General features: G+C 68.3%; 15 protein-coding genes. All 15 read left to right on the plus strand.

Translation table 11 applies throughout. The features are described from left to right. Positions 1-130: 130 nt before the first annotated feature. On the plus strand, positions 131-1,627 hold the full coding sequence (ccoN, locus tag AMK58_RS00980; RefSeq protein ID WP_059398493.1) for a cytochrome-c oxidase, cbb3-type subunit I: 1,497 nt from the start codon (positions 131-133) through the stop codon (positions 1,625-1,627). Between the two features lie 19 nt (positions 1,628-1,646). Beyond that, positions 1,647-2,387, plus strand: a complete 741-nt coding sequence (gene ccoO / locus AMK58_RS00985; protein WP_035672921.1) for a cytochrome-c oxidase, cbb3-type subunit II — start codon at positions 1,647-1,649, stop codon at positions 2,385-2,387. 13 nt (positions 2,388-2,400) lie between these two features. After that, positions 2,401-2,562, plus strand: a complete 162-nt coding sequence (locus AMK58_RS00990; protein WP_014238792.1) for a cbb3-type cytochrome c oxidase subunit 3 — start codon at positions 2,401-2,403, stop codon at positions 2,560-2,562. Between the two features lie 3 nt (positions 2,563-2,565). Beyond that, the gene (gene ccoP, locus AMK58_RS00995) at positions 2,566-3,453 is read left to right on the plus strand and encodes a cytochrome-c oxidase, cbb3-type subunit III (protein ID WP_035672924.1); all 888 of its coding nucleotides are present in this window, start codon (positions 2,566-2,568) and stop codon (positions 3,451-3,453) included. A 306-nt stretch (positions 3,454-3,759) separates the two neighbouring features. Continuing rightward, the gene (gene ccoG / locus AMK58_RS01000) at positions 3,760-5,307 is read left to right on the plus strand and encodes a cytochrome c oxidase accessory protein CcoG (protein ID WP_059398494.1); all 1,548 of its coding nucleotides are present in this window, start codon (positions 3,760-3,762) and stop codon (positions 5,305-5,307) included. Positions 5,308-5,353: 46 nt separating this feature from the next. Next, a complete protein-coding gene (locus AMK58_RS01005; RefSeq protein ID WP_035672929.1) occupies positions 5,354-5,878 on the plus strand; it encodes a FixH family protein in 525 nt (174 codons plus the stop codon). A gap of 48 nt (positions 5,879-5,926) precedes the next feature. Next, positions 5,927-8,395: a heavy metal translocating P-type ATPase gene (locus AMK58_RS01010; RefSeq protein ID WP_059398495.1), complete on the plus strand. Its 2,469-nt coding sequence runs from the start codon at positions 5,927-5,929 to the stop codon at positions 8,393-8,395. Next, positions 8,349-8,486, plus strand: a complete 138-nt coding sequence (gene ccoS / locus AMK58_RS31190; protein WP_236778217.1) for a cbb3-type cytochrome oxidase assembly protein CcoS — start codon at positions 8,349-8,351, stop codon at positions 8,484-8,486. Before AMK58_RS01010 ends, ccoS begins: the two co-directional genes overlap by 47 nt. Positions 8,487-8,693: 207 nt before the next feature. After that, positions 8,694-9,356 (plus strand): Crp/Fnr family transcriptional regulator, encoded by a 663-nt coding sequence (locus AMK58_RS01015; protein WP_236778152.1) that lies wholly within the window; start codon positions 8,694-8,696, stop codon positions 9,354-9,356. Positions 9,357-9,574: 218 nt separating this feature from the next. Next, positions 9,575-11,845: an NADP-dependent malic enzyme gene (locus tag AMK58_RS01020; protein ID WP_035669991.1), complete on the plus strand. Its 2,271-nt coding sequence runs from the start codon at positions 9,575-9,577 to the stop codon at positions 11,843-11,845. Between the two features lie 154 nt (positions 11,846-11,999). Continuing rightward, positions 12,000-13,505, plus strand: a complete 1,506-nt coding sequence (locus AMK58_RS01025) for an ATP-binding protein (protein WP_059398496.1) — start codon at positions 12,000-12,002, stop codon at positions 13,503-13,505. 191 nt (positions 13,506-13,696) lie between these two features. Continuing rightward, positions 13,697-14,740, plus strand: coding sequence for a PstS family phosphate ABC transporter substrate-binding protein (locus AMK58_RS01030; RefSeq protein ID WP_035669955.1), 1,044 nt, complete (start codon positions 13,697-13,699; stop codon positions 14,738-14,740). Between the two features lie 270 nt (positions 14,741-15,010). Beyond that, a complete protein-coding gene (gene pstC, locus AMK58_RS01035) occupies positions 15,011-16,393 on the plus strand; it encodes a phosphate ABC transporter permease subunit PstC (protein ID WP_035669952.1) in 1,383 nt (460 codons plus the stop codon). Beyond that, positions 16,386-17,684: a phosphate ABC transporter permease PstA gene (gene pstA, locus AMK58_RS01040; RefSeq protein ID WP_079285296.1), complete on the plus strand. Its 1,299-nt coding sequence runs from the start codon at positions 16,386-16,388 to the stop codon at positions 17,682-17,684. The genes pstC and pstA overlap by 8 nt, the downstream gene beginning before the upstream one ends. A gap of 37 nt (positions 17,685-17,721) precedes the next feature. Then, on the plus strand, positions 17,722-18,507 hold the full coding sequence (gene pstB, locus AMK58_RS01045) for a phosphate ABC transporter ATP-binding protein PstB (protein ID WP_167555899.1): 786 nt from the start codon (positions 17,722-17,724) through the stop codon (positions 18,505-18,507). Positions 18,508-18,520 lie beyond the last annotated feature (13 nt).

Here is an 18,520-nt window from a genome sequence, read left to right on the forward strand (position 1 = left end):
GCGCAACCGGCGTCCGCATAAGAAGTGCATCGTATGTGAACCTGCCCCCCTCCTTAACAGTACGTACCCAGCGGTGGTGCAACCTCAGAGGGAGCGGCCCGAGCCGCCCGGGGCAAACGGGAGAGATTGAATGACATCAGCGACTCTGACGCCAGGGGCCGCCCTGGGCAGCCAGCGGGTGTCGGAAAATGTGCGTTACTACGAAGACGCCGTCCGACTCTTCGTCATCGCTGCAGTGTTCTGGGGCGTCGTCGGCTTCCTCGCCGGCGTCTTCATCGCGCTGCAGCTCGCTTTTCCGGCGCTGAATCTCGGCCTTGAGTGGACGAGCTTCGGGCGCCTGCGGCCGGTCCACACCTCGGCCGTGATCTTCGCGTTTGGCGGCAACGTCCTGTTCGCCACCTCGCTCTACTCCGTGCAGCGCACCAGCCGCCAGTTCCTGTTCGGCGGCGAGGGCCTCGCGAAGTTCGTCTTCTGGAACTACAACATCTTCATCGTCCTGGCGGCGCTCAGCTACGTGCTCGGCTACACCCAGGGCAAGGAGTATGCAGAGCCGGAGTGGATCCTCGACCTCTACCTGACGGTCATCTGGGTCCTCTACGCCATCCAGTTCGTCGGCACGGTGATGACCCGCAAGGAGTCGCACATCTACGTCGCCAACTGGTTCTTCATGGCGTTCATCCTGACCGTCGCGATCCTCCACATCGGCAACAACGTCAACGTCCCGGTGTCGCTGACCGGGATGAAGTCCTACCCGTTCGTCTCGGGCGTGCAGAGCGCCATGGTGCAGTGGTGGTACGGCCACAACGCGGTCGGCTTCTTCCTGACCGCCGGCTTCCTCGGCATCATGTACTACTTCGTTCCGAAGCGCGCGGAGCGGCCGGTCTATTCGTACCGCCTGTCGATCGTGCACTTCTGGACGCTGATCTTCCTCTACATCTGGGCCGGCCCGCACCACCTGCACTACACGGCCCTGCCGGATTGGGCGCAGACGCTGGGCATGACCTTCTCGGTCATGCTGTGGATGCCGTCCTGGGGCGGCATGATCAACGGCATCATGACCCTGTCGGGTGCCTGGGACAAGCTGCGCACCGACCCGGTCCTGCGCTTCCTCGTGACGTCGGTGGCCTTCTACGGCATGTCGACCTTCGAGGGCCCGCTGATGTCGGTGAAGCCGGTCAACGCCCTGTCGCACTACACCGACTGGACGATCGGCCACGTGCACTCCGGTGCGCTCGGCTGGGTGGCCTTCATCTCCTTCGGCGCGATCTACTATCTGGTCCCGGTCCTGTGGAAGCGCTCGCAGCTCTACAGCCTGCGTCTGGTCAGCTACCACTTCTGGACCGCCACCATCGGCATCGTGCTCTACATCACCGCCATGTGGGTGTCGGGCATCATGCAGGGCCTGATGTGGCGCGCCTACGACAACCTCGGCTTCCTCCAGTACTCGTTCGTCGAGACGGTCGCGGCCATGCATCCCTTCTACGTGATCCGTGCGCTGGGCGGCGTCCTGTTCCTGGCTGGTGCCCTGATCATGGTCTACAACCTGTGGCGCACGGCCAAGGGTGACGTCCGCATCGAGAAGCCCTATGCCTCCGCCCCGCACAAGGCGGCGGTCGGTGCGGCCTGACGCCGGAGGAACTGAGAAAATGGCTGAGGAAAAAAAGGGCTTTAGTCACGACACGATCGAGCGGAACACGCTTCTGCTCATCGTCCTGATCCTGATCACCGTGTCGATCGGCGGCCTCGTCCAGATCGTCCCGCTGTTCACGATCGAGTCGACGATCGAGAAGGTGGATGGGGTCCGTCCCTACTCGCCGCTCGAACTGGCTGGCCAGAACATCTACTTCCGCGAAGGCTGCTACAACTGCCACAGCCAGCAGATCCGTCCGTTCCGCGACGAGGTGGAGCGCTACGGTCACTATTCGCTGGCCGCGGAAAGCATGTACGACCATCCCTTCCAGTGGGGCTCCAAGCGCACCGGTCCGGACCTGGCCCGCGTGGGTGGCAAGTACTCCAACGACTGGCAGGTGGCCCATCTGGTCGATCCGCGCGCCGTGGTGCCGGAATCGATCATGCCGGGCTACGCCTGGATGAAGGACCGTCCGCTGAAGTACACCGACATCCAGGATCACATGAAGACCCTGCGCATCGTCGGCGTCCCCTACACGGACGAGCAGATCGCCAGCGCCAAGGCCGACCTCGAAGCGCAGAAGAACCCGGACGCCGACACGGCCGGTCTGATGAAGCGCTACCCGAAGGCCGTCGTGGCGAACTTCACGGGCAACAAGGGCGTCACCGAAATGGACGCGCTGGTGGCCTACCTGCAGGTCCTGGGCACCATGGTGGACTTCACCAAGTACCAGTCGCCCAAGCAGCTCCAGCAGTAACCGGGAGGGATCCATGGACTTGGATTCGATCACTGTCGCCCTGCGGTCCTTCTGGACCGTCTGGCTGGCCCTGCTCTTCACCGGCATCGTGGTCTACGCCATGTGGCCAGGCAACCGGGGCAAGTTCGAAGACGCCTCCCGGATCCCGCTCAAGGAAGATGGTCAGGAGTTTTAGGCCATGGCACAGAAAGAAAAGGACGCCCTTTCCGGCGTCGAGACCACCGGCCACGAGTGGGACGGCCTGCGGGAGCTGAACAACCCCCTGCCCAAGTGGTGGCTGTACATCTTCTACGTCTGCATTGCGTGGTCCCTCGTCTACTACGTGCTCTACCCGGCCTGGCCGCTGGGCAAGAGCTACACGAAGGGCCTGCTCGGCTACTCGCAGCGCGAGGAGCTGGTGCAGAAGGTCGCCGACGGCAAGAAGGCCCAGGAAAAGTACCTGACGGCCATCGCGGCGACCTCGGTCGAGGACATCCAGAAGAACAAGGACCTCCTTGCCTTCGCGATGGCCGGCGGCCGCTCCTACTTCAACGAGAACTGCGCGGCCTGCCACGGCGCCGGCGGTCAGGGCGCCAAGGGCTTCCCGACGCTCGCCGACGACGTGTGGCTGTGGGGCGGCACCACCGCCGACATCTACAAGACCATCCAGCACGGCATCCGTGCGGATGACGGCGACACCCGCGGCACCGTCGGCATCGGCATGACCGCCTTCGGCCGGGACGGCATCCTGAACCGTGACCAGATCGGTCAGGTCGCCGAGTACATCCTGTCGCTGAACAAGCGCTCGACCGACGCCGCCGCCGCGGAGAAGGGCAAGACCGTCTACGACGAGAACTGCGCCGCCTGCCACGGCGAGAACGCGCAGGGCTCGCTCGCGGTCGGCATGGAGGTCGGCGCTCCGCCGCTCGTTACGGCCAACTGGCTGTATGGCGGCGACAAGGCCACGCTGGTCCAGACCATCACGAACGGCCGCGCCGGCGTGATGCCCGCCTGGTCGAAGCGTCTGGACGACGCGACGATCAAGTCGCTGGCCGTCTACGTGCACAACCTGGGCGGCGGCAAGTAAGCCGTCCAGACAGGAGGAACCGGCCGGGGAGGGGGACGCCCCCCTGGCGGGTCCGCCGGACTTCGGTGCCGGGGAGGCGACTCCCCGGCATTTTCTTTTTCCGGGCGGCTTGTTGTCCGGCCCGCGATGGCTGCGTCGAGGTGGGTGGTGGTGCTCCGATCCGCCCCCGAATCCGCCCCCGAATCCTTTGATCCAGCGCAATGCCCCTGTGACGTTCTGCCGCCATAGTCCCCTCGCCACGGCCGAACCATGTCGGCATGGCCAAGCCGCCCGCGCGGCGGTCGCCAGACGAATAAGGGCGAGGTCATGAACACGACCACCGAACAGCAACCGCCTCGAAGCGACCGACTGGGAAGCGACCGGTTGGAACGCCCGGCCTTCGGTGACGCGCCCGCCGCTGCCCCACCGAAGGCGCAGCGTCGCGCGTCGCGCTCCATGTATCAGAAGCACGCCAAGGTCTATCCCAAGGCGGTGCACGGCACCTTTCGCCGTATCAAATGGGCGGCGCTGGCGGTTCTCCTGGCGATCTACTACGTGCTGCCCTGGGTCCGCTGGGACCGCGGGCCGAACGCCCCCGACCAGGCGGTGCTGCTCGACCTCGCCAACCGCCGCTTCTACCTGTTCTTCGTGGAGCTGTGGCCGCAGCAGATCTATTACCTGACCGGCGCGCTGATCCTGGCGGCGCTGGGCCTGTTCCTGGCGACCTCGCTGGCGGGCCGCGTCTGGTGCGGCTACGCCTGTCCGCAGACGGTGTGGACCGACCTCTATGTCTGGGTCGAGCGGCTGGTCGAGGGTGACCGCGGCGAGCGCATCCGCCTCGACCAGGGCGGCTGGACCGCCCGGAAGGTCGGGCGCAAGGTCTTGAAAAACCTGATCTGGCTGCTGATCGCGCTGGCGACCGGGGGCGCCTGGATCTTCTACTTCACCGACGCGCCGACCCTGCTGGGCGAGATGCTGCGCTTCGAGATGTCCTCGACCGCGCTCGGCTTCATCGGCCTGTTCACCGCCACCACCTATTTGCTGGCCGGCTTCGCGCGGGAGCAGGTCTGCACCTACATGTGCCCGTGGCCGCGCTTCCAGTCGGCGATGATCGACGAGGACAGCCTGATCGTCACCTACCAGGACTGGCGCGGCGAGGGCCGCAGCCTGCTGCGCAAGTCGCAGAGCTGGGAGGAGCGCAGGGCCGAAGGTCTGGGCGACTGCATCGACTGCTTCAACTGCGTCCAGGTCTGCCCCGCCGGCATCGACATCCGCGACGGGCTGCAAATGCAGTGCATCGGCTGCGGCCTGTGCATCGACGCCTGCGACGAGATCATGACCAAGGTCGGGCGGCCGACCGGCCTCATCACGTTCGACACCCAGACCAATCAGGTGGCCGTCGCCACCGGCGGGCAGCCGGTGCCCTTCCGCCTGCTGCGCCCGCGCACGATTCTCTACACGCTGATGATGCTGGTCATCGCCGGCGGCATCGGGGTCGGGCTGCTGCTGAAGCCGGGGCTGGACATCAGCGTCCTGCGCGACCGCGCGCCGCTGTTCGTGGCGCTGTCCGACGGGTCGGTGCGCAACGCCTACACCTTCAAGATCTCCAACATGACCCGCGACCCGCGCGCCTACACGCTGGCGGTCTCCGGGGTGACGGGGGCCAGCCTGTCGGTGGCTGGCGACGGTCAGGACGAGCAGGCCGACAACCAGCGCCTGACCGCCGATCCGGACATGGTGGCGACCTACAGAATTTTCGTGACCGCGCCGCGCACCGGTTTGCAAGGCGCCTCCCAGCCCCTTACCTTCAGGCTTACCTCGGCCGATGGTGAGGTGGCGACCTATGACTCCGTCTTCATGGGGCCGGCCAACTGATCCCGACCGGCTCTTCGCGCTGCATTCACCAAAGGTCAAGACGACGATGACGCTGTCCACCGACGCCGGAACCCGCCGCACCCCGCCCCGCCGGACCGGCCGCCAGCCCGGCTGGTACATCCCCTGGATCTTCGTGGCCGGATTCGCCGTCGTGATCGCGGTCAACGGCGTGATGCTGCACTTCGCCCTGTCGAGCTGGACCGGCGTCCAGACCGAGCAGCATTTCATGAAGGGCCTGAAGTACAACGAGGATCTGGCCGGCGCCCGCGCCCAGGCCGAGCGCGGCTGGAAGGTCGCCACCGACTTCACCAGCACCGAGGCGCAGAAGGGCATCCTGGCGCTGACGCTGCACGACAAGTACGGCAACCTGCTGAAGGACGCCGAGGTCAAGGTCGCCTTCATCCGCCCGACCAGCGAGGGCCACGACGTGCGCCTCGACCTGCCCTATCTGGGCGAGGGCCGCTTCGCCGCCCCGGTGGCGCTGCCGCTGCCCGGCCAGTGGGACCTGCGCGTGGAAATCCACCATTCCACGGGCGACTACCAGGACGAACAGCGCCTCTTCGTCAAGTAAGCGTCCCGTCCTCAAGATTACGGCACACCAGCACACGGGTTTCGTGACATGACCGTCTGCCTCCACTGCGGGCAGGAGCATCCCGAGGGCACCGGCACCACCGCCTCCGACGGTACCGGCCCCTTCTGCTGCACCGGCTGCGCGGCGGCCTACGACCTCGTCCGCGGGCTCGGGCTGGAACGCTATTACGAGCGGCGCTGCGTCGATCCCGCGGCCCGGCCGTTGCGCCCGGACGGCGAGGCGCCGCCGCTCGACTACGCCCCCCACGCCAAGCCGGGCACCGACGGCACCGCCTCGCTGCACCTGATGATCGACGGGCTGCAATGCGCTGCCTGCGTCTGGCTGATCGAGACGGCGCTGGCCCGCCAGCCGGGGGTGACCCACGCGCGGCTGAACATGACCACGCGCCGCCTGTCGGTGACGTGGCGCGCGGCCGAGACCGACGCCAACACGGTCGTCGACACCGTCGCCCGCATCGGCTACCGCGCCGTGCCCTTCGATCCGGAACGGCTGGGCGACGCTCAAGCGAAGACGGAGAAGGAGCTTCTGCGCTCGCTGGCCGTCGCCGGCTTCGGCGCCAGCAACGTGATGCTGCTGTCGGTGTCGGTCTGGGCCGGTCACGCCACGGGCATGGGATCCGCCACCCGCGACCTGATGCACTGGCTGTCGGCGCTGGTCTGCATGCCGGCCATCGCCTACGCCCTGCGGCCCTTTGCGCGTTCGGCCTTCCAGGCGCTGCGCCGCGGGCGGACGAACATGGACGTGCCGATCACCATCGGCGTCCTGCTCGCCACCAGCATGAGCCTGTTCGAGACGATCAACAGCGGCCAGCACGCCTATTTCGACGGCGCGATGATGCTGCTGTTCTTCCTGCTGATCGGGCGCTACCTCGACCAGCGGGCGCGTGGCCGGGCCCGCTCGGCGGCGGAGCAGCTTCTCGGCCTGCACGCCACCTCGGTGACCGTGCTGAACGAGGACGGACGCAGCGCCATCGTCCCGCCGGATCAGGTCAGCCCCGGCTCCACCATCCTGGTGGCGGTGGGCGAGCGGGTCGCGGTGGACGGCACGGTGGCCGACGGCGTGTCCGACCTCGACACCGCCCTGATCACCGGCGAGACGGTGCCGGGCAGCGTGCGCCCCGGCGACCGCGTGTTCGCCGGCATGCTCAACCTCACCGCCCCGCTGCGCGTGACCGTCACGGCGGTGGGCGAGGGCACGCTGCTGGCCGAGATCGTCCGGCTGATGGAGGTGGCGGAGCAGGGCCGCGCCAAATACGTCGCCATCGCCGACCGCGTGTCACGCCATTACGCCCCGGTCGTCCATGTGGCGGCGCTGGGCACCTTCCTGGGCTGGCTGCTGCTCGGCGGGCTACCCTGGCAGGACTCGCTGATGAACGCGGTGGCCGTGCTGATCATCACCTGCCCCTGCGCGCTTGCGCTGGCCGTGCCGGTGGTGCAGGTGATCGCCAGCGGGCGGCTGATGCGGCAGGGCATCCTGCTGAAGACCGCCACGGCGCTGGAGCGGCTGGCCGTCATCGACACGTTGATCTTCGACAAGACCGGCACGCTGACCGAGGGGCGGCCCGTCCCGCATCTCGACGGCGTGGCCGAGGATGACCTGCGCCTCGCCGCCACGCTCGCCGGGGCCAGCCGCCACCCGCTGGCCCGCGCCCTGACCCGCGCGCTGCCCAATGTACCCGTCGCCGCCGGCGTGCGGGAGATCCCCGGCGCCGGCCTCGCCCTGGATGACGCTGGTGGGGAAATCCGGCTGGGCAGCCGCGCCTTCACCGGCGCGCCGGACACGGCGGAGGACGCCGCGGGACCGGAGCTGTGGCTGGCCCGCCCCGGCGCCGTCCCGGTGCGCATCACCTTCCTCGACGCGCCGCGCGCCGACGCCGCGGCGGTGGTGCGCGGGCTGAAGGCGCGGGGCCTCGACGTCCGGCTGCTGTCCGGCGACCGCCGTGGTGCTGTGGCCGCGGTGGCCGCGCAGCTCGGCATCGAGGACTGGCGGGCCGGCCAGACGCCCGCCGACAAGACCGCCGTCCTCGACGCGCTCGCCGCCGAGGGCCGCAAGGTGCTGATGGTCGGCGACGGGCTGAACGACGCCCCGGCGCTGGCCGCGGCCAGCGTGTCGATGTCGCCGTCCACCGCGGTGGACGTCAGCCAGACCGCCGCCGACGTGGTGTTCCAGGGCCGCCGCCTGCGCCCCATCCTGGAGGCGTTCGAGGTGTCCCGCCGCTCCGGGCGGCTGGTGCGCCAGAATTTCGGCATCGCGCTGGTCTACAACCTGTTCGCGGTGCCCATCGCCATGGCGGGCATGCTGACGCCGCTGTTGGCGGCGCTGGCCATGTCCTCCTCCTCCCTGATCGTTATCGCCAACGCCCTGCGGCTCAGCCGCGGCGCGGTGACCAAGGACCTGACCGATGACCGAGCTTCTCTATCTGATCGCGATCGCGCTGAGCCTGGGGCTGATGGGCCTGGGGGCGTTCCTGTGGGCTCTCAAGTCCGGGCAGTTTGACGATCTCGACGGGGCGGCCCACCGCATCCTGTTCGACGACGAGCCGCCGCGCCCGAACGCCGAGCCGCCGAGCCCCCCGAAAGGGCGCTGATTGGCCGCTCCGGCGGGCCGCTCATAAGGCATTCGTATGGCAATTCGGCCACGGTCTCTGTGAGCACCGTTGCGAAACGGACCGAATATGACGATTATGGAAGCGTTGTACGGCTAAGGGTTGGGTCATGCCATGCCACCCTTTGACATGGGGCGCGCCCGCGAAAAGGGCGCGGCGAGTGAAATGAATCCCTGCGGGGCCTGTCCCGTGCGCAGTCTCACCGTCTGCGCCGCCCTGGACCCCGAGGAACTGCGCCGTCTCGCCGACATCCTCCAGACCTCCCGCGTCGAGGCCGGACAGACCCTGTTCAGCGAAGGCGACGCGGCGGACGCGCTCTACAACGTCACCGCCGGCACCGTGAAGCTCTACAAGCTGCTGCCGGACGGGCGCCGCCAGATCACCGGCTTCCTCGTCACCGGCGACTTCCTGGGGCTGGCCGTCAACGACAGCTACGCCTACACCGCGGAAACGGTCACGGCGGCGACGCTCTGCCGCTTCCCGCGCAAGAAGATCGACGCGCTGATGGACGAGTTCCCGAAGATGCAGCGCCGTCTCTTCTCCATGGCCTCGAACGAGCTGGCGGCGGCGCAGGACCAGATGCTCCTGCTCGGCCGCAAGACGGCGAAGGAGAAGATCTGCTCCTTCCTGCTGATGCTGTCCCAGCGCGCCGCCCGGCGCGGTCACAAGGAAAACCCCGTCTACGTGCCGATGAGCCGGGCCGACATCGCCGATTACCTGGGCCTGACCACCGAGACGGTCAGCCGCACCTTCACCCAGCTGAAGACCGCCGGGGCCATCTCGCTGCAGGAAGGCAACAAGGTCCTGATCAGCGACATGGACGCCATCTACGACATGGCCGAGGGCTGCTGAGCCTCCTTTCGGACACGGAATGATCGCTTCGATCATCGTTCGTGATCTGATATGTCGTATTCCAGGAAAAATTCGCATCTTTCGTGCGATCCCGCTCTGGCGGGACGCGCCCGCGCGGGCTAACATCCGCCGCCCGACCGGCCGGAACCGAGAACAACAACGACGGCCGGCCCAAAGAAGAACGGCTGCAACAGCCTACGCTCAGGAACCGAACCCCGATGACCGAACCCGATACAAAGCGCGTCACCGACGAAGAAGCCCTTCTGCTGCACTCCTCCGGGCGTCCGGGCAAGCTGGAGATCGCGCCGACCAAGCCGCTGACGACCCAGCGCGACCTGTCGCTGGCCTATTCGCCGGGCGTGGCCGTTCCCTGCCTGCGCATCGCCGAGGACCCCAGCACGGCCTACGACTACACGGCCAAGGGCAACATCGTCGCCGTCATCTCCAACGGCACGGCGGTGCTCGGCCTGGGCGACCTCGGCGCGCTCGCCTCCAAGCCGGTGATGGAGGGCAAGGCGGTCCTCTTCAAGCGCTTCGCCGACGTGGACGGCATCGATCTGGAGGTCGATACGAAGAACGTCGACGAGTTCGTCAACTGCGTCCGCTTCCTCGGGCCGAGCTTCGGCGGCATCAACCTGGAGGACATCAAGGCGCCGGACTGCTTCATCATCGAGGAGCGTCTGCGCGAGCTGCTGGACATTCCCGTCTTCCACGACGACCAGCACGGCACCGCCATCATCGCCGCCGCCGGCCTGATCAACGCCTGCGACATCACCGGGCGGAATCTCAAGGACGTGACGATGGTGGTCAACGGCGCCGGTGCGGCGGGCATCGCCTGCGCCGAGCTGTTCACGACCATGGGCGTGCCGCGCGAGAACATCATCCTGTGCGACACCAAGGGCGTCGTCTACCGCGGCCGCACCGACGGCATGAACCAGTGGAAGTCGTCCTTCGCGGTGGAGACGGACAAGCGCACGCTCCAGGAGGCCGTCGCCGGCTCCGACGTTTTCGTCGGCCTGTCGGCCAAGGGCGCGATGACGCCGGAGATGGTTAAGTCGATGGCGGCCAAGCCGATCATCTTCGCGCTGGCCAACCCCGATCCGGAAATCACCCCGGAGGAGGTGAAGGCCGTCCGCTCCGACGCCATCGTGGCGACGGGCCGCTCCGACTACCCGAACCAGGTCAACAACGTCCTGGGCTTCCCCTACCTGTTCCGCGGCGCGCTCGACGTGCGGGCGACCACCATCAACGAGGCGATGAAGGTCGCCGCCGCCAAGGCGCTGGCCGCCCTGGCGCGCGAGGACGTGCCGGACGAGGTGGACGCCGCCTATGCCGGCCGCCGCCTGCGCTACGGGCCGGAATACATCATCCCGGTGCCCTTCGACCCGCGCCTGATCGTGACGGTACCCGCCGCGGTGGCCCAGGCCGCCATGGAGACCGGCGTGGCGCGCAAGCCCATCGTCGATCTGGCGGGCTACCGGAACGGCCTGCGCACCCGGCTCAACCCGACGGCGGACAGCCTCCAGCTCATCCTGGAGAAGGTGAAGGCCAACCCGCGCCGCGTCGTCTTCGCCGAGGGCGAGGAGGAGCGGACGATCCGCGCGGCGCTCGCCTACCGCGCCGCCGGCTTCGGCACGCCGGTGCTGATCGGGCGCGAGGCGGTCATCAAGGAGCAGCTGGCGGCGATGGGCCAGTCGGGCGTCTCCCTGGAGATCCACAACGCCCGCGTGTCCGACGCCAACCGCCGCTACAGCGACTATCTGTACCGCCGGATGCAGCGCCAGGGGGCCCTGCTGCGCGACTGCCAGCGCATGGTGAACCAGGACCGCAACGTCTTCGCCGCGCTGATGGTGGCGCAGGGCGACGCCCACGCCATGGTCACCGGCCTGACCCGCACCTTCGGCGTGGCCTTCGAGGAGATCCGCCGGGTCATCGACGCCAAGGCGAACGAGCCGGTCTTCGGCCTGCACGTCTTCCTGACGCGCAACCGCACGGTGCTGATCGCCGACACCACGGTGCATGTCCGCCCGAACGGCCAGACGCTGGCCGACATCGCCATCGGGGCTGCGGCCAAGGCGCGGCAGATGGGGCACGAGCCGCGGGTGGCGCTGCTGTCCTTCTCCAACTTCGGCCAGCACCCGCACCCCCACACCGACCCGCTGCGCGAGGCCATTTCCATCCTCGACAGCCGCCGCGTCGATTTCGAGTATGACGGGGAGATGTCGGCGGACGTGGCGCTGGACTACCAGCTGATGAAGCGGGTCTACCCCTTCTGCCGGCTGTCCGGTCCGGCCAACGTGCTGATCATGCCCGGCCTGCATTCGGCCAACATCACGGCGAAGCTGCTCAACAAGATGGCCGGCGGCCAGATGATCGGCCCGCTGCTGATCGGCTTGGACAAGCCGGCGCAGATCGTCACCATGGGCGCCTCGGTCAACGATCTGGTCACCGCGGCGGCGCTGGCGGCCCACGACTCGCTGCCCTGGTAAGCGAAGGACGCTGTTCTCGGACGACGCGCGGGCCGGGCATGTCCCCGGCCCGCGCGTTAATCTTTTGTGACGCCCGCTCACCGGCTTGCGGGATGGTGTAAAAGCGGAGTTCCGTCTCCAAAACCGTCCGCATGACGCACGAGAAGCGCCGTCCATGATTCCCAAGCCGATGCCGCCCCTCCGGTTGATCCTCGCCGCCGCGCTGGTGCTGGCGCCGCTGCTGCCGGCCTTGTGGGGGCTGTGGCGGCAGGGGACGATCGGGCCGCTGGTGGCGCTTCTGGGGGGGCTGGCCGGGGTCGGCGGGGTGGCGCTGATGATCCAACTGTATTTCCGCGACCTGCGGACGGTGGCCGCCCACGCGGCACAGCTCGCCGCCGGCCCGACAGAGCCCGTGCCCTCCCTGCCCGTCACCGCCTCCCGCCCGGTGCGGGCGGCGGCGGCGGCGGCGGTGCGGCTGCATCGGGTGATGAACGCCCGCACCGAACTGGCGCTGGCCCAGCTCGAAGCCAACGAATCCATCATCGAGGCGCTGCACGACCCGCTGGTCCTGGTGGGGGTGGAGCGGCAGGTGGCGCGGGCCAACCAGGCGGCGCGCGCCCTGTTCGGCGACCGCATCCTCGACCGCGACCTCGCCGCCTCGCTGCGCAACCCGGCGGTGCTGGAGGCGGTGGACGCCGTCCTGAAGGGCGGTGCCTCGCGCATCCTGGAATTCAGCCTGCCGGTGCCGGTGGAGCGCATGTTCGAGGTGCGGGTCAAGCCTTTCCAGCGGCGCGTCCCCCGCCCGGCCCTGGGCGAGGACGGAGTGCCCGCCGGGACCGTGCCGGGGCGGATGGTCATCCTGACGTTGCACGACATCACCGCGCTGCGCCGGTCGGAGCAGATGCGCGCCGACTTCATCGCCAACGCCAGCCACGAGCTGCGCACGCCGCTGTCCTCGCTGCTCGGCTTCATCGAGACGCTGCGCGGCCCCGCCCGCGAGGATCTGGAGGCGCACGAGCGCTTCCTGTCGATCATGCAGGACCAGGCCAGCCGCATGGCCCGCCTCGTCAACGACCTGCTGTCGCTGTCGCGGATCGAGCTGGACGAGCACATGCCGCCCGCCGGTAAAGTCGACGTGCTGGACCGGCTGGACGGGGTGATGGCGGCGCTGGAGCTGAAGGCGGCCAGCCGCCGCATCCGCCTGACGCTGGAGGCGCCGGACGGCCTGCCCGCGGTGGTCGGCGACGAGGACCAGCTCACCCAGGTCTTCCAGAACCTCGTCAGCAACGCGATCAAATACACGCGCGAGAACACCGACGTGACCGTCGCCGTATCGCTCGCCGACGGCGTGGCGGTCGGGGTGTCCGGCCCGGCGGGCCGCGGCGGACGGGGGATGCAAATGGTCGCCGTCGCCGTGCGCGACCAGGGGGAGGGCATCGCCCGTACCCATCTGCCGCGCCTGACCGAACGCTTCTACCGCGTCGACGCCGCGCGGTCGCGGGCGATGGGCGGCACGGGGCTGGGGCTGGCCATCGTCAAGCACATCGTCAACCGCCACCGCGGCCGCCTGACCATCGAAAGCGCGGTCGGGGTGGGCAGCACCTTCACGGTCTATCTGCCGGCGGCCTCGGAGGAGTCGGGAGAGGGCCGCGCCGCGGAGCCCGCGCGGCGCCAAGCGTAGAGGTTGCGTCTACCCCGTCCGGCGTGACCGAAAGTGGGCGTCGTCATGAAACTGTCATAAAACCGTAATCAGCGCGTCGCGGACCCCGACTAGTGTCCGCCCCGCAAGCCGCCCGCCCCTGGGGGAAGCGGCACGGGGTTGAACCATCGCGTTCCCCGGAAAAGGGGCAACCGGACCATCGGAGGGATACCGTGAATTCCAAGAAGCTCGCCGTCACCGCCGCTGCGGTCGTCGCCATGACCGCCGCCTTCGCGGGTGCTGCGAACGCCCAGTCGCGCGACCAGATCCGCGCCGTCGGCTCCTCGACCGTGTTCCCATTCACCACGGCGGTTGCCGAGGCCTTCGGCAAGGGCGGCAAGTTCAAGACCCCGGTGGTCGAGTCGACCGGCACCGGCGGCGGCCTGAAGCTGTTCTGCGCGGGCGTCGGCCCGCAGCACCCGGACGTCGCCAACGCGTCGCGCCGCATCAAGAAGTCCGAGGTCGAGCAGTGCGCCGCCAATGGCGTCGCCCAGATCACCGAGCTGAAGGTCGGCTTCGACGGGATCGCGCTCGCCTACTCCAAGCAGGCCCCGCACACCGACCTGACCACCCAGATCCTGTGGAAGGCGCTGGCCAAGGACGTGCCGGTCGACGGCAAGATGGTCGCCAACCCCTACAAGAAGTGGTCGGACATCGACCCGAAGCTCCCGAACAAGGAGATCGAGGTCCTCGGCCCGCCCCCGACGTCCGGCACCCGTGACACCTTCAACGAGCTGGTGATGCTCGAAGGCTGCAAGAAGGTCGCCGAGGTGAAGGCCGCGGTTGCCGACGAAAAGGCCCGCGAGAAGGCCTGCATGACCATCCGCGAGGACGGCGGCTACGTCGAGGCCGGCGAGAACGACAACCTGATCGTCCAGAAGCTGACCGCCAACCCGGACGCCTTCGGCGTGTTCGGCTACAGCTTCTACGACCAGAACCGCGACAAGCTGCAGACCGCCAAGATGGACGGCGTCGAGCTGTCGCCGGAAGCGGTCCAGGCCGGCAAGTACGAGCTGTCGCGCCCGCTGTTCATCTACATCAAGAACGCCCACGCCGGCGTCATCCCGGGCATCCGCGAGTTCATCGCCGAGTACACCTCGGAGCGCGCGATGGGCGAGGAAGGCTACCTGGGCGACAAGGGCCTGATCTCCATGCCGAAGGCGGAGCGCGACGCCGCCCGCACCTCGGCGACCAACCTCACCCCGCTCCAGCTCTGACCGGCTGACGGCACCGGCGGCTCTCCTCGGAGGGCGCGGCGATAGCGTTTGGTCACCTTAGCCCTCTCCCCTCTGGGGAGAGGGTGGCCCGGAGGGCCGGTGAGGGGGTTGCGCAAGGCGGTTCGTCCGGCACAAGCGCAACCCCCTCACCCTAACCCTCTCCCCAGAGGGGAGAGGGGACCATGGATGCCATCGCGCCCCTGAAAGGTGGAACGCCGGTTTCCCGTTCGTGCCAGGAGCCAATTCTCAGCCCATTTCCGGCGGTTTCGCATGCAGCTCACGGTACTGCTCATCATTCTGGCCCTGCTCACAGTGATCGGTTACCAGATGGGCCGGTCGCGTGCCGTCGCCTCCGTCGGCGGCCGCGTCGTCGAGCTTCATTCGGTGCCGTCCTACCACGGCTTCTACGTCGCCCTCTGGGCGGGGCTTCCGGCCCTGCTGCTCTTCGCCTTCTGGGGGGCGTCGGAAGGCTGGCTGGTCATGCAGATGGTCCTGTCCGGCCTGCCGGACCGGCTGGTCAACGGCGACGCCCAGTCGCTTGGCCTGCTGCGCGCCGACATCCTCAACCTCGCCCACGGCGTCGCCACGGGCCGCGAGCCCGACCCTGAGGTGGTCGCCGCGGCGGAGCGTTATCTGCGGCTGCACGCGCTCGGCGACTGGAGCCTTCTGGTCATCGGCTGCTGCATCGCCATCGGCGGCCTGCTCTACGCCCGCGGTCGGATCGACCCCGACCTGCGCGCCCGCAACCGGGTGGAACGCACGGTCAACATCGCGCTGGTCATCTGCTCGCTGGTCGCCATCCTGACCACCATCGGCATCGTGCTGTCGCTTCTGTTCGAGGCGATCCGCTTCTTCGCGGTGGTCAACCCGCTGGACTTCCTGTTCGGGACGCACTGGAGCCCGCAGATGGCCATGCGCGCCGACCAGGTGGGCTCCAGCGGCTCCTTCGGCGCGATCCCGCTGTTCGCCGGCACGCTGCTGATCACCGGCATCGCCATGGCGGTGGCGGTTCCGGTCGGGCTGATGGCGGCCATCTTCATGTCGGAATACGCCAGCCCGGGCCTGCGCACTTGGCTGAAGCCGATCCTGGAGGTGCTGGCGGGCATCCCGACCGTGGTCTACGGCTTCTTCGCCGCCCTGACCATGGCGCCCTTCGTCCGCGACGTGGGCAACAGCCTGGGGCTGAGCGTCAGCTCGGAATCGGCGCTGGCCGCCGGCTTCGTGATGGGCGTGATGATCATCCCCTTCGTCAGCTCGCTGTCGGACGACGTCATCAACGCGGTGCCGCAATCCTTGCGCGACGGCTCCTATGGGCTGGGCGCCACCAAGTCGGAGACGATCCGGCTGGTCGTGCTGCCCGCCGCCCTGCCGGGCATCGTCGCCGCCGTCATGCTGGCGGTCAGCCGCGCCATCGGCGAGACGATGATCGTCACCATGGCCGCCGGCCTCACCGCCAACCTGACCGCCAACCCGCTGGACGCCGTGACCACGGTGACGACGCAGATCGCCACGCTGCTGGTCGGCGACCAGGAGTTCGACAGCCCCAAGACGCTGTCGGCCTTCGGGCTGGGCCTCGTCCTGTTCGTCGTGACCCTCACCCTCAACATGGTCGCCCTCCGGGTGGTCCAGAAGTATCGAGAGAAATATGACTGACCTCGTGGAACAGGATACGCGGGCCATGTCGGTCGCCGTCACCAAGTCGCGCTACCAGAGCGAGGAATTCTCCGCCCGCCTGCGCCGCCGCTACGCCGCGGAGCGCCGGTTCCGGATCGCCGGGATGCTCGCCGTCGGGGTTGCGTCCCTGATGCTGGTGATCCTGCTGGGCTCCATCGTCAGCAAGGGCTACACCGCCTTCTGGCAGGCGCAGATCCGGCTTGAGGTGACCCTGGACAAGCAGCATGTCGAGGAGCGGAACTACACCGCCCTCGTCCGGCAGGCGCTCTACGCCCAGGTCCCGGCGGCCACCGACCGCGCCACCCGCCGCTCGCTGAACGACCTGCTGTCCTCCGGCGCGCCGTACGAGCTGGAGGCGATGGTCAACGCCAACCCCTCCCTCGTCGGCACCACGCAGACGGTCTGGGTCCGCGCCGACGACGAGATCGACCAGTTCATGAAGGGCTTCATCCGGCGCGACGTGCCGGAGAGCGAGCGCCGGCTGAACGACGTCAAGATCGCCGCCATCGACGCGCTGGTTGCCAACGGTTCCATCCGCAGCACCTTCAACACCACCCTGTTCACCGCCGGCGACAGCCGCGAGCCGGAACAGGCGGGCATCCTGGGGGCCGTCGTCGGTTCCGCCCTGACGTTGGTGGTGACCATGCTGCTGTCGGTGCCGATCGGCATCGCCGCCGCGGTCTATCTGGAGGAGTTCGCGCCGAAGAACCGCTGGACCGACCTGATCGAGGTGAACATCAACAACCTTGCCGCGGTGCCGTCGATCATCTTCGGCCTGCTCGGTCTCGCGGTGTTCCTCGGCTTCTTCGGGCTGCCGCGCTCCGCCCCGCTGGTCGGCGGCCTGGTGATGGCGCTGATGACCCTGCCAGTCATCATCATCGCCTCGCGCGTCGCGCTGAAGGCGGTGCCGCCGTCGATCCGCGAGGCCGCGCTGGGCGTCGGCGCCTCGCCGCTGCAGACGGTGACGCACCATGTCCTGCCGCTGGCCCTGCCGGGCATCCTGACCGGCACCATCATCGGCATGGCCCGCGCGCTGGGCGAGACGGCGCCGCTGCTGATGATCGGCATGGTGGCCTTCATCGTGGACATTCCGGGCGGCCTGACCGACAGCGCCACGGCCATCCCGGTGCAGATCTACATGTGGGCGGACAGCCCCGAGCGGGCCTTCACGGAGCGCACCTCCGCGGCGATCCTGATCCTGCTCGCCTTCCTCATCCTGATGAACGGCCTGGCCGTCTTCCTGCGCAAGAAATTCGAGAGGCGTTGGTAACCCCATGAGCGTCCAGACCCACATCCCGGCCACGGCCATGGCTTCGCGTCCCGCCGCCGGCATCCACGGCACCAAGATGGTCGCCCGCGACGTCAAGGTGTTCTACGGGGCCAAACAGGCGCTCAAGGGCATCAACCTGGAGATCCAGGAAAACCGCGTGATGGCGCTGATCGGCCCGTCCGGCTGCGGCAAGTCGACGTTCCTGCGCTGCCTGAACCGCATGAACGACACCATCGAGAACTGCCGCGTCGAGGGGCTGATCGCGCTCGACGGCGAGGACGTCTACGGCAAGAACATCGACGCCGTGCAGCTCCGCGCCCGCGTCGGCATGGTCTTCCAGAAGCCGAACCCGTTCCCGAAGTCGATCTACGACAACATCGCCTACGGCCCGCGCATCCACGGCATCGCCAGCCACCGCGACGAGATGGACGAGATCGTCCAGACCTCGCTGAAGCGCGCCGGCCTGTGGAACGAGGTGAAGGACCGCCTGCGCGAGCCGGGCACCGGCCTGTCCGGCGGCCAGCAGCAGCGTTTGTGCATCGCCCGCGCCATCGCCGTCAGCCCCGAGGTGATCCTGATGGACGAGCCCTGCTCGGCGCTCGACCCCATCGCGACGGCCCACATCGAGGAGCTGATCGACGAGCTGCGTGAGAACTACACGATCGTCATCGTCACCCACAACATGCAGCAGGCGGCCCGCGTCTCCCAGAAGACCGCCTTCTTCCACCTGGGCGACATGGTGGAGTGCGACGACACCGAGGAAATCTTCACCAACCCGCGGGACGAGCGCACCCAGGGCTACATCACCGGCCGCTACGGCTGATCCCCGGCATCGC

The sequence above is a fragment of the Azospirillum brasilense genome, from assembly GCF_001315015.1.
Taxonomy (GTDB): Bacteria; Pseudomonadota; Alphaproteobacteria; order Azospirillales; family Azospirillaceae; genus Azospirillum; species Azospirillum brasilense.